General features: G+C 69.2%; 19 protein-coding genes and 1 pseudogene. 10 read left to right on the top strand and 10 right to left on the bottom strand.

Going from position 1 to position 17,972, the window contains the following annotated elements:
• Positions 1-205: 205 nt before the first annotated feature.
• Positions 206-1,834 carry an IS200/IS605 family accessory protein TnpB-related protein gene (locus EDD90_RS52455; RefSeq protein WP_123980490.1) on the top strand — a complete coding sequence of 543 codons (1,629 nt, stop codon included), beginning with the start codon at positions 206-208 and terminating at the stop codon, positions 1,832-1,834.
• Here EDD90_RS52455 and EDD90_RS52450 read toward each other — a convergent pair.
• The 5 genes from EDD90_RS52450 to EDD90_RS52430 form a co-directional block, all read right to left on the bottom strand.
• On the bottom strand, positions 1,831-2,730 hold the full coding sequence (locus tag EDD90_RS52450) for a hypothetical protein (protein WP_260328637.1): 900 nt from the start codon (positions 2,728-2,730) through the stop codon (positions 1,831-1,833). The genes EDD90_RS52455 and EDD90_RS52450 overlap by 4 nt on opposite strands.
• 4 nt (positions 2,731-2,734) lie before the next feature.
• Positions 2,735-3,067: a helix-turn-helix transcriptional regulator gene (locus EDD90_RS52445; protein WP_123980488.1), complete on the bottom strand. Its 333-nt coding sequence runs from the start codon at positions 3,065-3,067 to the stop codon at positions 2,735-2,737.
• A complete protein-coding gene (locus tag EDD90_RS52440) occupies positions 3,064-3,939 on the bottom strand; it encodes a site-specific integrase (RefSeq protein WP_260328636.1) in 876 nt (291 codons plus the stop codon). The genes EDD90_RS52445 and EDD90_RS52440 overlap by 4 nt, the downstream gene beginning before the upstream one ends.
• 323 nt (positions 3,940-4,262) lie before the next feature.
• Positions 4,263-5,270 (bottom strand): NADPH:quinone reductase, encoded by a 1,008-nt coding sequence (locus EDD90_RS52435; protein WP_123980486.1) that lies wholly within the window; start codon positions 5,268-5,270, stop codon positions 4,263-4,265.
• A 20-nt stretch (positions 5,271-5,290) separates the two neighbouring features.
• Positions 5,291-5,869 (bottom strand): PadR family transcriptional regulator, encoded by a 579-nt coding sequence (locus EDD90_RS52430; RefSeq protein WP_123980484.1) that lies wholly within the window; start codon positions 5,867-5,869, stop codon positions 5,291-5,293.
• Positions 5,870-5,995: 126 nt separating this feature from the next.
• On the opposite strand from EDD90_RS52430, the gene EDD90_RS52425 reads away from it, so the two are divergent.
• Positions 5,996-6,388 carry an ester cyclase gene (locus EDD90_RS52425; protein ID WP_260328635.1) on the top strand — a complete coding sequence of 131 codons (393 nt, stop codon included), beginning with the start codon at positions 5,996-5,998 and terminating at the stop codon, positions 6,386-6,388.
• Positions 6,389-6,625: 237 nt separating this feature from the next.
• Here EDD90_RS52425 and EDD90_RS58260 read toward each other — a convergent pair.
• Positions 6,626-6,820 (bottom strand): annotated as a pseudogene (locus EDD90_RS58260) (arsenic resistance protein); the annotation flags it as partial.
• Between the two features lie 64 nt (positions 6,821-6,884).
• Complete coding sequence (locus tag EDD90_RS52415; protein ID WP_123980482.1) at positions 6,885-7,709, bottom strand: alpha/beta fold hydrolase; 825 nt, start codon at positions 7,707-7,709, stop codon at positions 6,885-6,887.
• Positions 7,710-8,159: 450 nt separating this feature from the next.
• On the opposite strand from EDD90_RS52415, the gene EDD90_RS52410 reads away from it, so the two are divergent.
• Positions 8,160-8,963 (top strand): maleylpyruvate isomerase N-terminal domain-containing protein, encoded by an 804-nt coding sequence (locus tag EDD90_RS52410; protein ID WP_185149549.1) that lies wholly within the window; start codon positions 8,160-8,162, stop codon positions 8,961-8,963.
• A gap of 61 nt (positions 8,964-9,024) precedes the next feature.
• Here the strand turns inward: EDD90_RS52410 and EDD90_RS52405 are convergent, their stop codons facing one another.
• Both EDD90_RS52405 and EDD90_RS52400 read right to left on the bottom strand, forming a co-directional pair.
• Entirely contained in the window at positions 9,025-9,966 is a 942-nt protein-coding gene (locus tag EDD90_RS52405; protein ID WP_123980478.1) for a helix-turn-helix domain-containing protein, read from the bottom strand.
• A 234-nt stretch (positions 9,967-10,200) separates the two neighbouring features.
• The gene (locus EDD90_RS52400) at positions 10,201-10,857 is read right to left on the bottom strand and encodes a TetR/AcrR family transcriptional regulator (protein ID WP_123980476.1); all 657 of its coding nucleotides are present in this window, start codon (positions 10,855-10,857) and stop codon (positions 10,201-10,203) included.
• A 109-nt stretch (positions 10,858-10,966) separates the two neighbouring features.
• On the opposite strand from EDD90_RS52400, the gene EDD90_RS52395 reads away from it, so the two are divergent.
• The 6 genes from EDD90_RS52395 to EDD90_RS56175 all read left to right on the top strand — a co-directional run bounded on the left by EDD90_RS52395 (position 10,967) and on the right by EDD90_RS56175 (position 16,293).
• Positions 10,967-12,388: an MFS transporter gene (locus tag EDD90_RS52395; protein WP_123980474.1), complete on the top strand. Its 1,422-nt coding sequence runs from the start codon at positions 10,967-10,969 to the stop codon at positions 12,386-12,388.
• A gap of 152 nt (positions 12,389-12,540) precedes the next feature.
• The gene (locus EDD90_RS52390; protein ID WP_123980472.1) at positions 12,541-13,419 is read left to right on the top strand and encodes an NmrA family NAD(P)-binding protein; all 879 of its coding nucleotides are present in this window, start codon (positions 12,541-12,543) and stop codon (positions 13,417-13,419) included.
• A 15-nt stretch (positions 13,420-13,434) separates the two neighbouring features.
• Complete coding sequence (locus EDD90_RS52385; RefSeq protein WP_123980470.1) at positions 13,435-14,265, top strand: oxidoreductase; 831 nt, start codon at positions 13,435-13,437, stop codon at positions 14,263-14,265.
• A gap of 65 nt (positions 14,266-14,330) precedes the next feature.
• Positions 14,331-15,173: an alpha/beta fold hydrolase gene (locus EDD90_RS52380; RefSeq protein WP_123980468.1), complete on the top strand. Its 843-nt coding sequence runs from the start codon at positions 14,331-14,333 to the stop codon at positions 15,171-15,173.
• 81 nt (positions 15,174-15,254) lie between these two features.
• Positions 15,255-15,542 carry a hypothetical protein gene (locus EDD90_RS52375; RefSeq protein ID WP_123980466.1) on the top strand — a complete coding sequence of 96 codons (288 nt, stop codon included), beginning with the start codon at positions 15,255-15,257 and terminating at the stop codon, positions 15,540-15,542.
• Between the two features lie 595 nt (positions 15,543-16,137).
• On the top strand, positions 16,138-16,293 hold the full coding sequence (locus EDD90_RS56175; RefSeq protein ID WP_185149548.1) for a hypothetical protein: 156 nt from the start codon (positions 16,138-16,140) through the stop codon (positions 16,291-16,293).
• Between the two features lie 9 nt (positions 16,294-16,302).
• Here the strand turns inward: EDD90_RS56175 and EDD90_RS52365 are convergent, their stop codons facing one another.
• Positions 16,303-16,839 carry a TetR/AcrR family transcriptional regulator gene (locus EDD90_RS52365; RefSeq protein ID WP_123980464.1) on the bottom strand — a complete coding sequence of 179 codons (537 nt, stop codon included), beginning with the start codon at positions 16,837-16,839 and terminating at the stop codon, positions 16,303-16,305.
• Between the two features lie 75 nt (positions 16,840-16,914).
• On the opposite strand from EDD90_RS52365, the gene EDD90_RS52360 reads away from it, so the two are divergent.
• A complete protein-coding gene (locus EDD90_RS52360; RefSeq protein WP_123980462.1) occupies positions 16,915-17,964 on the top strand; it encodes an aldo/keto reductase in 1,050 nt (349 codons plus the stop codon).
• Positions 17,965-17,972 lie beyond the last annotated feature (8 nt).

The following is a 17,972-nucleotide window of genomic DNA, read 5'->3' as shown; positions in this document are numbered from 1 at the left end:
CAGGTGGTCGGTGGGGTTGTGAACAGGTGGGGGTTGACGGCATTTGAGTGCGTTCTGGCACACGGGAGTGAGCCTCCCGGCGGTGGCAGGCGCACTTGCGCCGGTGGGGAACGGGAGTTCTCGCATCGAATGCGTGACCTTCGGCGATGGTGGTCGTTGGGTGTGGTGACGGAGTTCTGCGATGCCGGACCGGGGGTGACATGGGGTGGGTGGACTGCGGGAGATGGTGGCGTCGTTCGTGGTGCCCGGCCCCTCGGGCGTCGCGGTCCGTACCCGGCTCAAGGGCCTGACCGCCGGGGACGAGAAAGTGCTCGGCATGGTCGGCGACCTTCTCGGCACACTGGCTTCCCGTGATCTGAAGGCGCGGTGTGCGGCCGGGCTGCAGCACGACAGCGAGCAGTGGGCACAGCACAAGCGTGTCCTGACTGGGGAGTCCTCCTCGCGCTGGGCCGGGTCCATCACGAAGGCCACCCACGACCAGTGGGCCCTCGCCCGCCGCGGCCGGCTCGCGCACATCCACAGCCTCCAGGCGGGGGTGCGCACCATCAGGCATCGGCTGTCCCTGCCGATCGGCGAGAAGGGGTCCAAACGAGCTCCTGGCGGATATCACAGCAGGCAGGAGTGGTTCGCCAAGTCACGCCGCCTGCACGTCCTCGAAGACCGGCTCCGCTCGGCGCAGGCCGACTGGCAGGCCGGGGTCGTGCACGTGGTGCGCGGCGGCAAGCGACTGCTGAAGACCCGCCACCAACTGGAGACCGCCCACCTCACCCACGAGCAGTGGCGGCACCGGTGGCACGCCGAACGCCGGTTCCTTGAGGCCGACGGCGAGTCCGGCAAGCGCCACGGCAACGAGACCATCCGCGTCACGCCCGACGGCGAGGTCTCCCTCAAGCTCCCCGCACCGCTGGCGCATCTGGCCAACGCGCCGCACGGCCGGTACGTCCTCGCCGGGAAGGTGTCGTTCGCGCACCGGGCCGAGCAGTGGGCCGACCGCGTCACCGCCCACCGGGCCGTGGCCTACCGCATCCACGAAGACGTGCAGCGCGGCCGCTGGTACCTGACCGCGTCCTGGACCATCCCACCCACCTCGACGGTGCCGCTGGAGGCGGCCCGCGCGAACGGCCTGATCGGCGTGGACACCAATGCCGATCATCTGGCGGCCTGGCGCCTTGACGCGCACGGCAACCCCACCGGCCAACCACTGCGCTTCGCCCACGAGCTGACCGGCACGGCTTCTCATCGTGACGCGCAGGTCCGGCATGCCCTGATCCGCCTGCTGCACTGGGCCAGGCGCCACAGCCTGGCGATCGCGGTCGAGGACCTCGACTTTCAGGCGGAGAAGACCCGTGAGAAGCACGGCCGCCGCAAGAAGTTCCGCAAGCTGATCTCCGGCATGCCGGTAGCCAGGCTGCGGGCCCGGCTGGTGTCCATGGCGGCCGAACCCGGCATCCCCGTCATCGCCGTCGACCCCGCCTACACGTCCCGGTGGGGTGCCCAACACTGGCAGAAACCCCTCATCACCAAGACCAGGAAGACCACCCGCCACGACGCGGCAGCCGTGGCGATCGGACGACGCGCCCTGGGACACCCGGTCCGGCGACGGACGGCACCGCCCCGTGCACACCAGAGCGATGTGCATGGGCATCGGACCGTCCAGGCCGGAGCGGGCACCCCGGAGCGTGAGGGAAACCGCCCCCGCATCCCCGGACCACGGACACGATCCGTCGGCGCCGGACGCGGAGCGAACGCGGTCGACCAGAACGCCCAACACCGTCCGGGGCGTTCGGCTGAGCACGAGTCCTGGCAACAGGACTCACTCCCGCTCAGTCTCTAGGAACGGTTCGACCATTCCAGCAGGGCCGGGCGGACTCGGTTGAGGTAGAGCCAGACCGTGCCTTCCCGTCGTGGGAGGCTGCGGGGGCCGCCGTCACGCAGGACGCGGGTCCAGCGCTCGGCCTCCGAGCGGATGCCGGGCGCGAGACCCTCCAGCCTCTCGGCGAGCCAGCGTTCGAAGGAGGGTTCGCTGTCGTCCTCGAAGATCCCCATCTCGTCCAGGACCGTGACGATGTGGCCGACCGGCAGGTCCAGGGCCCGCAGCGGAGCGAAGATCGCCGTGTGCCGGATGACGTCGCCCTCGACGTGACCGGTGAGGACGAGGGCCAGGCCGCGGTTGACGGCGAAGCGGATGTTGCGTCCCCAGCCGCGGGTCTCGGAGAGCCGGTGAGCGAGGTACTTTGCCCAGGCCAGCCACGGGCTGGCCAGGTCGACGTCGGCCAGGGCGAGCCGGCTGTAGTCACGGGGGATCTGTGCGAACAGCGGTAGCTGCCGCCACCCCGGATCCGGGCGCCAGACCGGTGCAGGAGGCGGCTTGCGCGGGGCTCCCCGCCGTCCTCCTCGCGTCCGAGCCGCGGGGGTCGGTCTCCTGCGGTAGTGCATCCCGACGAAGAACAGTTGGTGATGCCGGACGGCGGCGAGCCGGTCCCGCACGTCCGCCTCGTCCGTGGGCTGGCCGACGACAGCCTTCGCACTGAGGCGGGCCTGGCACCAGCACAGGCGGCAGTAGTTCCACTTCAGCGGCTGGACGCGGCGGCAGCCGGTGCATGCGGCCGCGTCGTGGCCGCGACCGAACATGTAGCAGGTGGGGCAGAGGGGGCCGCTGAAGTTTCCCCAGGCCAGGCAGCTGTCGCAGGAGTCGATGGGCTTGACATAGCCCTTCGGGAACCGTGCCATTGGATCACTCCGGCGGCAGCGACCGGCCGTCCCGGCGCTTGGGGATCACCTTCGGTGCGGCGGTTCCCGCACCGACCGCGGCCCGTTCCGTCTCCTCTGCCTGGCCAGGGCGGCGGACCTTCTCCGGTTCGGGGATCAGCAGGTCTTTGATCTCGCAGCCGAGGACCACGCAGATAACGTCCAGGTCGTCCAGTTTGAGGGAGACCGGCTGGCCTGACCACAGTCCGGACATCTTCCCGGCCGAGATCACCAGGCCGTGCTCGGCCAGGCTCCGCTGGAGCTCTGACGCCTTCCAGATACCCTTGTTCGCGGCGGTCAGCCGCAGGTTCCACCTCATCGGGCCAGTCCTTCCAGCCGCTTCGCGGCCCGTTCCATTCCGGCGATCCAGGCGTCCTCGACCCGGTGCTGCACGTGGATATACCGCATGGTGGTGGCGATCCAGGAATGCCCCAAAACCTCCTGGATCGCGAGCAAGTCCAGCCCATTCCCATAGAGTTGGGACGCGCAGAAATGCCGCAGGACGTGCGGCGTCAACTTGTCCGTCCAGCCCGGCAGATGAGCCTCGACGGCGTTGTCGAGACCGTTGCGAAGGGCGTCGTCACCGACCCGGCGGGCGGAACCGTCGGTGTTCTTCCGCTCGCTCGGGAACAGCGGGGCGCCGGGCCTGGCGTGATCGTCGTCGAACTGGCCCCACACGTCCTCGATGAACCACCGCAGCGTCCGGTCGGCACCGTTGATCAGCGGCACCATCCGCTCGCGCGGCCCCGAGCCGCGGGCGCCCTTGCCGTGGCGGACGTGGAGCTTGCCGAATCGGCCCACCTCCCACTTGATGTCGTCCAGGTCGAGCCCGCATGCCTCGCTCACCCGCAGGCCGACCTGGGACATCAGCTTCGAGGCGGTGTAGTTTCGGGCGGTCGGGGCGAACTTCCGGCAGGTCGCCAGCTCGCCGCCCCAGCCCGTGAACAGCGTCCCGATCTCCGGCTCACTCGGCGGGATCCGCAACTGGGCATCCTTGGCCCCGCGCGGCCGGTTCATCTCGTCGATCGGGCACTCGACCACCCGGCCCGTCATCCGATGGATCTCGACCTTGTGCCGCAGCTCCAGGAACATGAAGTACGTGCTCAACGCCTGCGACCGGCCCAGCCGGGTGCCGCTGGGCGAGTGCCGCAGCACCTTCCCGAAGTACACGTCCGCGTCAGCGGGCTCCATGTCCCACAGCGGCCGGCCGAACCAGGACCTGATCTGATCCAGGTGACCGACGTCCCCGCGGATGGTGCCGTCCGCCAGCCCTGCCGAGGCCCGCGTCGGCGGAGGAACCGCTCCAGTTCCTCCGCCGACGCGGGCGCCCAGTGCTCACGCAGGTCCCGTACGACTGCCAGCGCCGCCAACCCGAGCCTCCTCGCCTTCGGCCCGACTGCGGATCGGTCGGACGACATGAGACGCTTCAGGAATCCTGAAGTTACGTCACGGGCCAGCAGAGCACACGAAGGAGGAAGAACCCCCCGGCCACAGGCCCAGAGAATCAGCGGGGCTCAGGGGAACTCACGGGATGTCGCACACTGGGGGATGGTGAGCAGGATGCGGCCGTGGCCACCGCCAGCGTCGACGTGGCCGTGGGCCTTGGCGATGTCGTCCAACGGGTGACGGTCGCCGACGGCGACGGTGAGGGCGCCGACGGCGGCGGCGGAGGTGAGGTCGCGGGCGGCCTGGCGTTTGGCCTCGGCGGGGAAGTCGTCGCTGCCGAGCAGCCGCAGAGTGACGTTGTTGAACAGCAGCGGCCAGAAGGGGATCTCGGTGCGGTCCGTGCGGGTGGCGTAGGCGGCGATGACGGCGTTGTTGGCGGCGACGGCGTTGTCGAGATCGGCGTTGTCGGACAGCGCGACCTCGATGATCCGGTCGACGCCCCGCGGCGCGTACGAGCGGATGGCCGCGGCGGGCTCGCCGGTATCCAGGGCGACGGCGTGGGAGACGACGGCCGGGTCGACGCGGTCGAGGTCCGCGGTTCGGCGAACGGTCGCGATCACAGTCGCGCCGGCCCAGTGTGCGAGCTGGGCGGCCAGGGAGCCGACGCCGCCGAGAACTCCGTGGACCAGGACCAGTTGGCCGTCGACCGGGCCGTCGGCGAAGACGGTGCGGTGGCCGGTGATGCCGGGGATGCCGAGGCTCGCCCCCAGCTCATCACTCAGATGATCTGGCAGAGGTACGGCTTGGTGGTCGGGTACGACGGTGTACTGGGCGGCTGTGCCGAAGGGGCGGTAGGACTGGGCGCCGTATACCCAGACCCGCTGTCCGACGCGGCGGGCGTCGACTTGGGCGCCCACGGCGTCGATGACTCCGGCGCCGTCGCTGTGCGGGATCACCCGCGGGAAGGGCATGGACGAGCCGAGCCAGCCGCGCCGCTTCTTGGTGTCGCCGGGGTTGACGCCCGAGACGGTGACGCGGACGCGGACCTCGCCGGGGCCGGGGACGGGATCAGGGAGTTCACCGACGTGCAGGACATCGGCGGCGGGGCCCTGGTTGTCATACCAGGAAGCGAGCATGGGGGTACCTCCGTGGACAGTCAGCTCGCGGGAGCGGCGGGCGCATGCGGATCGCTGTCGGTGCATGCGGTGTCGAATGCGGGCGCCTTCTCCCCGAGGGCCTCGCGCAGCCAGGTCCGTTCGGCGCGGCTGGTCGCGCGGGCGGTGAGCAGCATGCCCCGCCGGTAGGGGTCGGCGACCTCCTCGGCACGCAGGGGCCGCTCATTGTCGTAGAAGAAGCTCGCCGGTTCCTCCAGGAACTCCAGCCGTCTGCGCAGCACCGCGTGCTGTTCGGCCACGTCGGGCAGGTGGGAGAGGAAGGCCAGGACGACGTAGAACCGGGTGAAGTCGGTGATCTCGTGGTCGGCAGGCTTGCGCAGGCGCTGAAGCATGTCGGCCCGTCCGGCCGCGGTCGGGCTGAGCACGTACCGGGCCGCCCCCGCGGCCGGGTCGGCGCGCCGCTCGATCAAGCCCGCCCTGGTCAGACGATTGATCGCCGGATACAGGCTGCCGTCACTGACCGGCCGCGTATAGCCGGTCAGTTGTGAGACGCGGCGGCGCAGCTCGTGTCCGGGCAGGGGTCCCTCGGCGAGGAAGCCGAGTATCGCGAGTTCCAGCATGAGTCCATCTTCGCACGCGAACATCGAATCGATGTGAACATCGATTCGATGTTACGCTCGCCGGTACCCGCCCAAACGTCTCCGGAGAGGCACAGCAAGATGCCATCGCAGTCCACCGAGTCAGTGATGAACCGTTTCGTCGAGTTCATCAACACGGCCAACGAGGATCTCGCCCGCGAGGTCATTTCTCCGGACGCGGTGTTCCACGCGCCAAGCCACCCGGAACCACTGCGCGGGCCCGATGGGTACTTGGAAGTCATCGGGATGATGCGCAGCGCCTTCCCCGACGTCCAGTGGACACTGGAGGAGACGGTCACCGAAGGCGACACTGTGGCCGCGCGGTTCACCATGCGGGGAACCCACGACGGTGAATTCTTCGGGATCCCGGCGAGCGGCAACAAGATCTCGGTGCAGGCCATGAACTTCTACTACCTGGCCGGCGGCCGGATCGTCGGCGAACGGGGCCAGCCCGACCTCTTCGGGGTGATGCAGCAGATCGGTGCCGTACCGGCGCCGTGAACCTCGCAGCGGCGGGTGAGCCTTCCGCCGCGCGGGACTGCTGCTGCCGGGAAGGGGCCGTACCGCGCGGTGACAGAGGGCGAAAGCCCGCACCGGAGCGCGGGCGGCCGGCGCGGGTTCACCGCAAGAGGCCGTCTTCTTGCTCCGGCGTCTTCGCGCCGACAGCGCCCGTTCAGCGAGAGCTCTACACCTCGTCACCGTTGACGTGACCGAGTCGGGTACGGAACTGCTCGCTCTACGGCGAATACTGCAACCCTCGAATACCGACAGGAAGACGACGTAGAACGGGACGACTGCGGCGACATCGGCGAGGCTGTCGCCGAGCTTGGGGACCCGGGAGGCGACCACCACCAGCGCAGTGGCGGCCATCAGCGGCACCGTCGTGGTGATCGTCGCGTCGGAGACCTTCTGCCCGGCCGGACGGCGCGCGCTCGACAGGTAGCGCGTGCATCCGTGAACCGTCCCTCCCGTTACTGCGGGCACGTCATTGCGGAGGTCAGGAGCGGATGAACTCCAGCAGATCCGCGTTGATCGTTGGTGCCTCGGTGGTCGGCATGCCGTGCGGGAAGCCCGGATAAACCTTGAGAATCCCGTTGGGCAGCAACTTGGACGACAGGTGCGCCGAGTCATCGATAGGCACGATCTGGTCGTCGTCGCCGTGCATGACGAGGACGGGCACCGTGATCTTCGTGAGGTCGTCGGTGAAGTCCGTCTGGGAGAAGGCCACGATGCCGTCGTAGTGGGCCTTGGCGCTGCCCATCATGCCCTGCCGCCACCAGTTGTCGACGATCGCCTCGTCGGGCTCGCGTCCCGGACGGTTGAACCCGTAGAACGGGCCGGCGGCCAGCGCACGGTAGAAGACTGAGCGGTTCGCCGCAAGCTGCGCTTGCAGGTCGTCGAAGACCGACTTGGGCAGTCCGCCGGGGTTGGCGTCGGTCTGGACCATCAGCGGCGGAACAGCTGCGATCAGCGCGGCCTTGGCAGCCCGGTCCTGGCCGTGTCGGGCCAAGTAGTGTGCGACCTCACCACCGCCGGTGGAGTGGCCGACGAACACCGCGTCGCGCAGGTCGAGATGGTCGACCACCGCGGCCAGGTCGTCGGCGTAGTGGTCCATGTCGTGACCGCTGTCGGTCTGGGTGGAGCGGCCGTGGCCGCGGCGGTCGGCGGCAACCACGCGAAAGCCCTCGTTGAGGAAGAACAGCAGTTGGGGGTCCCAGTCGTCCGACGAGAGCGGCCAACCGTGGCAGAACACGATGGGCCGGCCGGAGCCCCAGTCCTTGTAGTGGATGTCGAGGCCGTCGGAGGTGGTGATGGAGGGCATGCTCGCTTCTCCCTGTCCGTTCGCAGCGATGACAACATGACAGACGCCGTCGATCTGATCGGTCTTTGAGTGCGCTCGCGCGGTTCGCCACGTTGCCGTTCACCGTGACAAGCACTTTCGAACACCTTGTCAGTCCCGTACGGCGCGGCGGGAGCTGGCGCCCCCTGCTGTGCACGGCACGCACAGCAGGGTTCACTTCTCGCACAGTGCGCTGCGCGGGCCGGCACCTAGCATGTGATCTGCATGAGACACCACAGTGACCGTCGGCCTCGAATACCCGGCCGGGCACACGGTGTTGTGCCTTCACCCGGATGTGCCGACCTCGCAGCCGCCCACGCAAGGCGCGCGGAGTAGGCGAGACGGCAGCCCATAGGTCGATGAACCGCCGCAGATCGACATTCCCTGCTGGTGCGCGCTGCGCTCCGGCCCCGCCAAGGAGTGATGACCCTCATGACTGTTGCGGGTATGAAGGGCTTTCGCCTGGCGACGCAGGATCTGCTTCTCGTCGCCGGCACTCTCGACGACGTCGGCTGGAACCGGCCCAGCGGTGCTGAGGGCTGGCGGGTCAAGGACGTGTTCTCGCACGCTGGACAGCTCATCTCGCTGCTGGTGTCCGCCGTGCAGGGGACGTTGCGGTATCCGGATCCGCCGCTCGGGATCGAGCGGCTCAACGAGGTGCTGGTCGGAGCCGCCAGGGAGCAGACGCCCGCTGCGACCGTCGACTTCCTTCGAGTCCAGTCGGAGCTGGCCTTCCCCGTGTTCGACAGCCTCCAGGACGAGCCGCTGGCATCGTCCACCGCGCAGTTGCTCGACCTCGGCGTCTATGAGCTGCACGCCATCCCGGACATGTTCTCCTTCGACTTGGCGACCCACTTGCGCTTCGACCTGCTCGGTCCCCGCGGGCCGCTGGATGCCGACGTGCCGCCCATGGATGAGGACCGGATGGAGCCCTCCGTCCACTGGCTGCTGGGCGCCATTCCGAAGATGCAGCGCAACCTGCACCGCTCGCTCCTCGCGCCGTTGGCACTGGTTCTGACGGGCCCGGCGTCGACCCGTGTCGTCCTTCACCGCGTCGGGGACACGATCCGCGTCGAGGACCCCGCCACCGCACCGGCCCCGGCGGCTCAGGTGACGTCGTCCACGTTCGATTTCCTCGCCTGGTCGACCACCCGTATCCCCTGGCGTGAGGGGACCGAGGTGACCGGTGATGCCTCTGTCGCCGCCGCTTTCCTCGACGAGCTGAACCTGATCTGACGCCTCGGCTCTGGCTTTGCGGTGCCGCGCACGACGGCCCGCGGGTCCGCTGACGGTCCGTTCAGCGCTTTCGCCATTCGCTGGGGGACATGCCGTATTCGGCTCGGAATGCGCGGCTGAAGCTGGATGGGTCGGAGAAACCGTGGCGTCGTGCGACAGCACCGATGGCCATGACTGCGTCGTCGGCGAGGGCCTGCCTGCATGCTTCGAGGCGGCGGGTGCGGATCCAGTCCGCGAGACTGATGCCGCTTGCGGCAAGCACCTTGTACAGATAGCGCACCGAGATGTGGTGCGCGGCTGCGATCTGCTCAGCGGACAGGCCGGGGTCGTGGAGGTGCCGGCGGGCGTATTCGAGGATGCGCATCTGCAGGGTGGCGGCCATGGGCTCGGCCGCTAACTCGTCGGCCCGCAGGTGGGTCGCGATCACGGCGCGGATGAGTTCGATGCTCGGGTGACCGACGAGGTCGGCGTTCACCGCAGTGGTCAGGGCGGGATCGGCGGCCAGTCGGCGCAGATAGTCGTGGGTCAGCGAGGTCACCGGGTGCCCCGGGCTCAGCTTGACCGCGCACGCCGCGCGGATCATGTCGTGCGGCATCGCCAGCGCCGAATGCGGCACTCGGAAGAAGTTTCCGGTCATGCCGGTGTCGTTCAGCAGTGTGTAGGGAGACGTGGAGTCGTACATGACCAGTTCGCCGGGTCGGAGCACGGCTTCCCGGTCGTGTTGGACGACCATGCTGGCCCCGGAGAGCTGGACGTTGATGAAAATGCTCGGTTCCATCGAGTCACGGGCCAGGGCGGTAGTGCGTTCCACCCGCAGGGCGGTGGTCCGTCCCGAGCAGATGGTCAGGTCGCCCAGGTCCGTGACGACGCCATGCGCGGCCACTGACCGGTGACGCCCGGGCCAGTGCAGTTCGATCGGCACCATCGTCGCGCCGAGCGCCTCGTGGACGAATTCGGCACGATCGCGTTCTTCGACTTCATCGGTGTTCAGAATGAAAGGCATAGCGCCGACCTTTCGACCCTCACGCGGAAACGTACCTGTACTGACCAGGGACGGCGCCGAACTCCCGCCTCTTCACCGGCCGTTGTGACTGACCGGGGCACCCAGGCTGAGCCGGCCCGACGCCCGGCTCTCGATGGCAGGTCCGGCCGCTCAGGATCCCAAAACGAGCAGCCGTCGTGGATGAGCACCGCCCCGAGACGGCGCCATCGCAGACCGGCCCGGACCTGCCGGGAGTCACCGGCCACCGGCTGGGCCGTCGTCCGGTCCGCGCTGCACGGCGAACGACTCGATGTAGTCCAGTGCGCCGTACAGCGCGTCGCGCAGAGGCGTGGAGTCGCCGGCCGCCTGGTCCAGCAGGGCGCCGCCCTGGAACGCGGCGGTGAGCAGGTGGGCGAGGGCGGCCGGGTCGGCGTCCGTCCGCAGTTCGCCGCGCTCGCGCATCTTGCTCAGGCCGCGCTTGAACAGTTCCTGCCAACGCTCGAAGCCGTCGGCCACCGCGTCCCGGTGGGCGGGCTCAGCCTTGACGACCTCGGCGGCCAGCGAGCCGAATGTGCAGCCGCCGCGCACCATGTCCTGCGACGCGATGTAGGAATCGGCCCACCGGTACAGGGCAGCGAAGCTGTCCAGTTCGCCCAGCTCGGGTGCCTGGTGGCGGGCGACGATGGTGTCGGCCTGCCAGGCGAGCACCGCGCGCACCAGGGACTCCTTGGTGGGGAAGTGGCGCGTCAGCTGCGAGCCGCTGACCCCGGCGGCCTCCCGGAGCTGCTCGTTGTTGGTGTTCTGCGCGCCGTGTTCGTAGATCAGCTCAGCCGCGGCCTTGACGATGCGTTCGCGTGTGGCCAGGCCCTTGGCGGTCAGCTTCTGTCCCGACGCTGCGCTGGTGGTGGTCATGGCGACCATCATACCGCAAAAAAGGGCTTGACAGCCCATTCTGCGAGGTGTTTTCTGGGTGCAGACACAAAAAGGGCTGCCAAGCCCATTCTCTTGGGAGGCGGACGGGATGCACACACAGGCTGTACCGCAGGCGGTGGCGACGTCACCGCACACCGGCCCCGCCCCGGCCGGTGCCGAGGCGGGTCACCCGCGCCGCTGGAGCATCATGGCGGTGCTGAGTGCGGTCGCCTTCATGGCGCAGCTCGACTTCTTCGTCGTCAACGTGGCCCTCGACGGGATCGGGCGGTCGTTCCCGGGCACGAGCGTGGCGAGCGCGTCCTGGGTGCTGTCCGCCTACGCGATCGTCTTCGCCGCCGTACTCGTCCCTGCCGGCCGGATCGCGGACCACTGGGGACGCAGGAAAATGCTGCTGTCCGGGGTGGCGCTGTTCACTCTCACCTCCGCCGTCGCGGCCGCCGCGCCGAGTCTCGGTGTGCTGGTCGGTGCCCGGGCTCTTCAGGCCGTCGGCGCGGCGATGATCGTGCCGACCTCGCTCGGCCTGCTCTACCCGAGCTTCCCCAAGCGCCAGCACACTCTGGTGGTCGGCCTGTGGGCGGGCGTGGGCGCGATCGCGGCCTCGGCGGGCCCGCCCGTCGGAGGTCTGCTCGTCACCCTCGACTGGCGGTGGATCTTCCTGATCAACGTTCCCATAGGCGTCGCCACCCTCGTCGCCGGTGCGCTGCTGCTGCCCGAGGTTCGCCAACCCAAGGGCGCCGCTGTGCCGGACGCGGCTTCCGTCCTCGCGTTGCTGCTGGCTGTGAGCCTGCTGGTGCTCGCCACCGTCCAGGGACCGGGGTGGGGCTGGACCGACATCCGCACGGTGTCGCTGTTCGCCGGCGCTGTCCTGGCCGGGGCCGCGACCGTCGAGCGGACCCTGCGCGCCAAGGCGCCGGTGATCGAGAGGCAGCTGTTCGCCGGCCGGGTGTTCACCGCCGCCGGCGTGGCCCTGTTCCTGTTCTCCGCCGGCTTCGCGATCGTCCTGCTCAGTACCGCGCTGTTCATGCAGGAGGTGTGGCACTTCAGCCCGCTGCGCGCAGGTGTCTCCATCGTCCCGGCGCCCCTGGCCTCGATCACCTTCGCGATGAACGCCGGACCCCTCCAGCGCCGCTTCGGACGCACCGCCCCCGCCGTGACCGGCACGCTGGCCATGGCCCTCGCCGCCGTCTACTGGCTCACGGCCGTGAACACCACCCCCGACTACTGGGGCGGCATGTTCCCGGGCCTGATCCTGGTCGGCCTCGCCGGCGGTCTGGCCCAGGCACCGCTGTTCGCCGCCGCCGGCACCCTCGCACCCGAACGCGCCACCACCGGCAGCGCCGTACTCAACATGAGCCGCCAGATCGGCAGCGCCGTGGGCGTGGCCCTGCTCGTCGCCCTCACCCCCCAGGCCACGACCGCCGGGTTCGACCACGCCTGGTGGGTCCAGGTCGGCGCCGGAATCGCCGCAGCCACCGCGCTGCTCGCCCTCCGGCCCCGCCACACGCCCTGACCACAGGGCCGCGGCCACTCGGGGCGGGGCCGCAATCACAGCCTCCTGCCGGACGGGCATCGCACGGACTCACTCATCTTCTGCGACACCCGCTCGAAGGTCTGACGCTGGAATTCCCGCCAGCGCCCTCTCAAGAAACGGAGATCACCATCATGGAACGCACCCTCCTCGTGATCGGGGCCACCGGCAAGACCGGCGGCCACACCACCGAACTCCTCCTCCAGCGCGGGCACCGCGTCCGCGCACTCGTCCGCGGCCTCGACTCGCGCGCCGAGCGGCTCGCCGCCCTCGGAGCGGACATCGCGGAAGGCGACGTCCTCGACCTGGACTCCCTGGCGGAGGCGACCAAGGGCATCGACGCCCTGTACTTCACCTATCCGATCCGCCCCGGCCTGATGGACGCCACCGCGAACGTGGCCCAGGCGGCGGAGGAGAACGGGGTCCAGGCGATCGTGAACATGTCGCAGGTCTCCGCCCGCCGCCATACCGCCAGCAACGCGGCCCGCCAGCACTGGGTCGCCGAACGCGTCCTGGACCGCTCCCCGGTCCCCGTCACCCACATCCGCCCGACCTTCTTCGCCCAGTGGCTGATCGACACCTGGGCCGACGGAACCGGCGAACTACGCCTGCCGTTCGCCGACGGACGCCACGCCCCCATCGCCGAAAGCGACCAGGCCAAGGTGATCGCGGCCATCCTGGAAGACCCCGCCCCGCACGCCGGCCAGATCTACCCGCTGTACGGAGCCGAGGAGGTCAACCACTACGAGATCGCCGAGAAGATGTCACGGGCGCTGGACCGGAAGGTCACCTACGTGCCCATCGAACTCGACGAGTTCGCCGCCATCCTGCACGGGCGCGGCGCCCCCGACCACCTCATCCAGCACCTGCTCGCCGTGGCCGTCGACTACCGCAACGGCGTCTTCGCCGGCACCAACGACCTGGTCAAGACGATCGGCGGCAGCGACCCCCTCGACGTCGAGACCTTCATCGCCCAAAACCGCGCGGCCTTCGACCTGCCCACCACCATCTGAACGCTGGAGAAGACAATGAGTACCTGGTTCGTCACCGGATCGTCCCGGGGCTTCGGCCTGGAGATCACCCGTGCCGCCCTCGCCGCCGGCCACCAGGTGGTCGCGACCGCGCGGAAGCCCGACACCGTCCGCGAGCAGTTCCCCGACGCCGGCGACGCGCTGCTTGCCGTGGCGCTGGACGTGACCGACCCGCAGAGCATCCAGGCGGCCGTCGACGCGGCGGTCGAACGGTTCGGCCGGATCGACGTCCTGGTCAACAACGCCGGCACCGGACTGCTCGCAGCCGTCGAAGAGTCCGACGACGCCGCAGTCCGCGCGCTGTACGAGACCAACGTGTTCGGCCCGCTCGCCGTCCAACGCGCCGTACTGCCCGTACTGCGCCGCCAGCGCTCCGGCCACGTCATCAACATCAGCTCCATCGTCGGCTTCGCCACCGCGCCGGGCTGGGGCATCTATGCCTCCACGAAGTTCGCCGTCGAAGGCTTCACCGAGACCCTCCACACCGAACTGGCCCCCCTCGGCATCCACGTCACCCTCGTGGAACCCGGCTTCTTCCGCACCGACTTCCTCGACCCCGCCAACCTGCACACCGGCCCCGACACCATCGACGACTACGCACCCACCGTCGGCGCGATGCGCACAGCCGCCGCGAGCCTCAACCACACCCAGCCCGGCGACCCCGCCAAAGCCGCCCGCGCCATCGTCGAGATGGCCGACACCCCCGAGCCGCCCCTACGACTCCCGCTCGGAGCCGACACCCTGCAAGCCTTCGACGCCAAGCTGGACGCCTTCAGCAAGGACATGGACGCTTGGCGGCACGTCGCCCTCGCCACCGACCACGACTAGAACGCCACCTTTCGACTCTGCCGCCCCCTGGACGGGCAACTCCCCTGTACCTGAAGGAAAAATCAATGCCAAGCCACCTGTTCGACTCGGCCGAGACGCGGCACGTCGACACCCCGCACGGAGCGCTCGCCTACCGCGAGGTCGGGCCGGCCACCGCAGCGCCCCTGCTGCTCCTGAACCGCTTTCGCGGCACACTCGACCACTGGGACCCCGCCCTGCTCGACGTGCTCGCGGCCCACCGTCGCGTGATCGTCTTCGACAGCGCCGGTGTCGGATACTCCGGCGGAGAGCCGGCCGACACCGTTCGCGGCATGACCGAGGTCGCAGTGGCCTTCCTGGACGCCCTCGGACTGCAGAAGGTGGACCTGCTGGGCTGGTCCATGGGCGGTTTCGTCGCACTCGACCTGGCCCTTGAACGCCCTGAGCGGGTACGCCGACTCGTCGTCGCGGGCAGCGGCCCCGGCGGCGTGCCCGGCAACCCGGGCCCGGACCCGAGGGTCCCCGAGCACGCCCTGCGTGAGAAGAACGACTACGAAGACTTCCTCTTCCTCTTCTACCCCGAGACCGAGACCGGCCGGAGCGCGGGACTGGACTCCCTGCGCCGCATCGACCGGCGCCTGGCCCACTCCGGGCAGGACGTGCCGGCGCCTGTGCGCGAGGCCCAGATGAACGCCATCGTCCGGTGGAACAGCGGCATCGACTCCGCCTGGAGCCGCCTCGACGACCTCGCGGTGCCGGCCCTGTTCGCCAACGGCGCCCACGACGCGATGGAACACGTGTACCAGACGTACGCCATGGCCCAGGCCGTCCCCAACTCCAAGACCGTCATCTACGGAGACGCCGGTCACGCCTTCCTCTTCCAGCACCCCGAGGACTTCGGCGGCGAAGTCCTGCGCTTCATCGAGTGACCCGGCCGGTACACAAGATCCCGTGCCCGTTCGCTTGCGGGGCCGCAGCAGAACGTGGCCCCGCAAGCTCAGCAGGCGTACGTGGATCGCGCGTCGGACGCCGGCGCCAAGCTGCACCTGATCCAGGCGGCACCGCCCGCACACCGCGACGCGGCACGCCACCTGGTGCACCAGGCCTTCGCGGCAGGCCTGGACCGGGTGTTCCTGCTGTCGGCGACGGCGGCGACGCTCGGCGGACTGATCGTCCTGATCCTGGTACGACCGCAGCCCCGGACAGCCACGGCACACGGCGACGGCGCCCCGGCCGTACCCGCACCGGACCGTTCCCCGAGCCCGGCCGCCGCCGATCCTGGTGGGCACACGGCATAACGTGTTCGACCGAGGATCTTGCCGGGCCGCCCGCAGACACGGGCGGCCCGGCAGGGTCCTGGTGTTACCACTGCATGTGTTGCACCTGCTAGCGTCCACGAAACAGACGCTGAGCTGCGCAAGACCGGACGAGTCTGCCTCGCGCTACGGGTGCTGCCCCAGAGAAGCCATATCCTCCACGTGGTACTGGTGAAAGCGCGCCAAGTGGTCCTCGGCCGCGCTGACCACGTGAACTGGCACCGTCCCGTTGACTGAACCAGTGACCGTAAACCAGCAGGTCAGAAGCTGACTCTGCTACCTTCCGGGCCGTGCTCGGACATGGTGCTTCGCAGAGAGAGCTGACGGGGTTCGTGCTGCCGCAGGTAGGCCGAATGGTGGAGACCGCCGACCCGTGGATGCCGTACCAGTTGGTGGATGACAGTCGCTCGGTGGTTGAACCGGTAGACGCGTTCTTTGCTGAGCTGCAGGCTCAGGCGAAGCCGTCGTCGACGATCCGGTCCTACGGTATGGATCTGTTGAGGTGGTGGCGGTTCCTGGCGGTCTGGGAGATCCGGCGGGATCGCGTGGAGCGGGTGGATGCTCGGGACTTTATGCGGTGGATGGCGATCGCGGACAAGCCGGTGCGGGTGCACTGGACAAGCTCGCCCAGTTGGATGCCGAACAAGCCCGCCGCAACACCGCCGTGGACCTCGGCGTCCCGAACTTCCCCGACATCGCCGGCCGACACGGCAGCGCACCCCTGCAGCCGTGAGGCCCTCCATTACCGGTGCGTGCGGAGTCCGTCGAGGATGAGCGCGAGCATGTGGGGGGCCCGGTCCACGGGGCTGGACGCGGCACGCCACAACGCGCCGGTCAGCTGGAGGAAGTCCCCAGGTGCGGCGTCCACACGGATGCTTCCGTCCTTCTTGCCGGCGTCGAGGAGTTCTGTGATCGCGGCGATGACCGGCCCGTAGCTCTGCTCGCTGATCGCCTGGTGTACGCCCGGGGTGAGTGCGTCGCCGAGGCCGTGCTTTCGCCGCATGGCCTCGACGAGGTCCATCGTCCAGTGTCGGAGGGCTTCCAGTGGCGGCATCTGGGCCAGTAGGTCGGGCACGGTGCCGGTGATGCGTGCCACCTCGTCCTGGTTGACGGCCAGGACGAGCGCCTCGCGTGTGGGGAAGTTGCGGTACAGGGTGCCCGCGCCGACTCCGGCGCGCTGGGCGATCTGGTTCATCGACGTGCTGCCGTCCGCGGTGAGCGCTTCGCGTGCTGCGGCGAGGATGCGTGCCCTGTTCTCACGGGCGTCTGAACGGACCACGGGACCTCACGTTGCTAAGTGGAGAGTTCTCCACTACGTTATATGGAGAGCTCTCCGCATACTTTAAGGAGCGTCATGCATTACATCAAGCTCGGCACGACCGGCCTCGACGTGTCCCCGATCGCGATCGGTGCGATGACCTACGGCGAACCCGACCGCGGGCATCCCGTCTGGTCTAAGGGCGAGGAGGACGCGCGCCCGCTCATCAGGCACGCGCTAGAGGCGGGGATCAACTTCTTCGACACCGCGAACATGTACTCCAACGGCTCCAGCGAGGAGATCCTCGGCCGCGCGCTCAAGGACTTCGCCGACCGCGATGCCGTGGTGATCGCCACGAAGCTGCGCCACCCGATGCGGCTAGGCCCGAACGGCCGCGGCCTGTCACGCAAGGCGATCATGACCGAGGTCGACCACTCGCTGCGCCGCCTCGGCACGGACTACATCGACCTCTACCAGATCCACCGCAACGACCACGCTACCCCGTGGGAGGAGACGCTGGAGGCACTCAGCGACCTTGTGAAGGCCGGCAAGGTCCGCTACCTCGGCGCCTCGTCCATGCACGCCTGGGAGTTCGCGAAGGCGCTGCACCTGCAGAGGCAGCACGGCTGGGCACGGTTCGTGTCGATGCAGGACCACTACAACCTGCTCGCCCGCGAGGAGGAGCGGGAGATGATCCCGCTGTGCCTGGACGAGGGCGTCGGCACGATCATCTGGTCGCCGCTGGCCCGCGGCCGTCTCGCCCGCGCGTGGGACGATGCCCGCTCGACGGCGCGCTCCGAGACGGACGGAGCGTACGCGGACACCCTCTACTCGCCCGAGCAGGAGGCGTCCAACCACGCCATCATCAACGCGGTCGGACAGGTCGCGGACGCGCACGGCGTCAGCCGCGCACAGGTCGCACTCGCCTGGCTGCGCCGCCAGCCGGTCGTCACCGCACCCCTGGTCGGCGCCGGCTCAATCCGGCAGATCGACGAGGCAGTGGCCTCTCTCGACATCGCGCTCACCGACGAGGAAGTGCGCGCCCTGGAGGCCCCATACACCCCCCGCCACGACTGGCAGGGCGTATCCGACGAGGCCGAGATGGAGGCCATCCGCAAGCGCGTTCCCGGCATGGCTCTCGCATGAACCGCCAT

Source organism: Streptomyces sp. Ag109_O5-1 (assembly GCF_003814875.1).
Lineage (GTDB): Bacteria > Actinomycetota > Actinomycetes > Streptomycetales > Streptomycetaceae > Streptomyces > Streptomyces sasae.
Note: the sequence above shows the minus strand (reverse complement) of the source record. Positions and strands in the feature narration are given on the sequence as shown.

Excerpts from the sequence above, each read along its gene's own strand:
- EDD90_RS52450 (WP_260328637.1), bottom strand. The coding sequence starts at position 2,730 with ATGGCACGGTTCCCGAAGGGCTATGTCAAGCCCATCGACTCCTGCGAC.
- EDD90_RS52405 (WP_123980478.1), bottom strand. The coding sequence starts at position 9,966 with ATGCCTTTCATTCTGAACACCGATGAAGTCGAAGAACGCGATCGTGCC.
- EDD90_RS52430 (WP_123980484.1), bottom strand. The coding sequence starts at position 5,869 with ATGCTGGAACTCGCGATACTCGGCTTCCTCGCCGAGGGACCCCTGCCC.
- EDD90_RS52425 (WP_260328635.1), top strand. The coding sequence starts at position 5,996 with ATGAACCGTTTCGTCGAGTTCATCAACACGGCCAACGAGGATCTCGCC.
- EDD90_RS52435 (WP_123980486.1), bottom strand. The coding sequence starts at position 5,270 with ATGCTCGCTTCCTGGTATGACAACCAGGGCCCCGCCGCCGATGTCCTG.
- EDD90_RS52380 (WP_123980468.1), top strand. The coding sequence starts at position 14,331 with ATGCCAAGCCACCTGTTCGACTCGGCCGAGACGCGGCACGTCGACACC.
- EDD90_RS52400 (WP_123980476.1), bottom strand. The coding sequence starts at position 10,857 with ATGACCACCACCAGCGCAGCGTCGGGACAGAAGCTGACCGCCAAGGGC.
- EDD90_RS52360 (WP_123980462.1), top strand. The coding sequence starts at position 16,915 with ATGCATTACATCAAGCTCGGCACGACCGGCCTCGACGTGTCCCCGATC.
- EDD90_RS52445 (WP_123980488.1), bottom strand. The coding sequence starts at position 3,067 with ATGAGGTGGAACCTGCGGCTGACCGCCGCGAACAAGGGTATCTGGAAG.
- EDD90_RS52415 (WP_123980482.1), bottom strand. The coding sequence starts at position 7,709 with ATGCCCTCCATCACCACCTCCGACGGCCTCGACATCCACTACAAGGAC.
- EDD90_RS52440 (WP_260328636.1), bottom strand. The coding sequence starts at position 3,939 with ATGGAGCCCGCTGACGCGGACGTGTACTTCGGGAAGGTGCTGCGGCAC.
- EDD90_RS52410 (WP_185149549.1), top strand. The coding sequence starts at position 8,160 with ATGACTGTTGCGGGTATGAAGGGCTTTCGCCTGGCGACGCAGGATCTG.
- EDD90_RS52385 (WP_123980470.1), top strand. The coding sequence starts at position 13,435 with ATGAGTACCTGGTTCGTCACCGGATCGTCCCGGGGCTTCGGCCTGGAG.
- EDD90_RS52390 (WP_123980472.1), top strand. The coding sequence starts at position 12,541 with ATGGAACGCACCCTCCTCGTGATCGGGGCCACCGGCAAGACCGGCGGC.
- EDD90_RS52395 (WP_123980474.1), top strand. The coding sequence starts at position 10,967 with ATGCACACACAGGCTGTACCGCAGGCGGTGGCGACGTCACCGCACACC.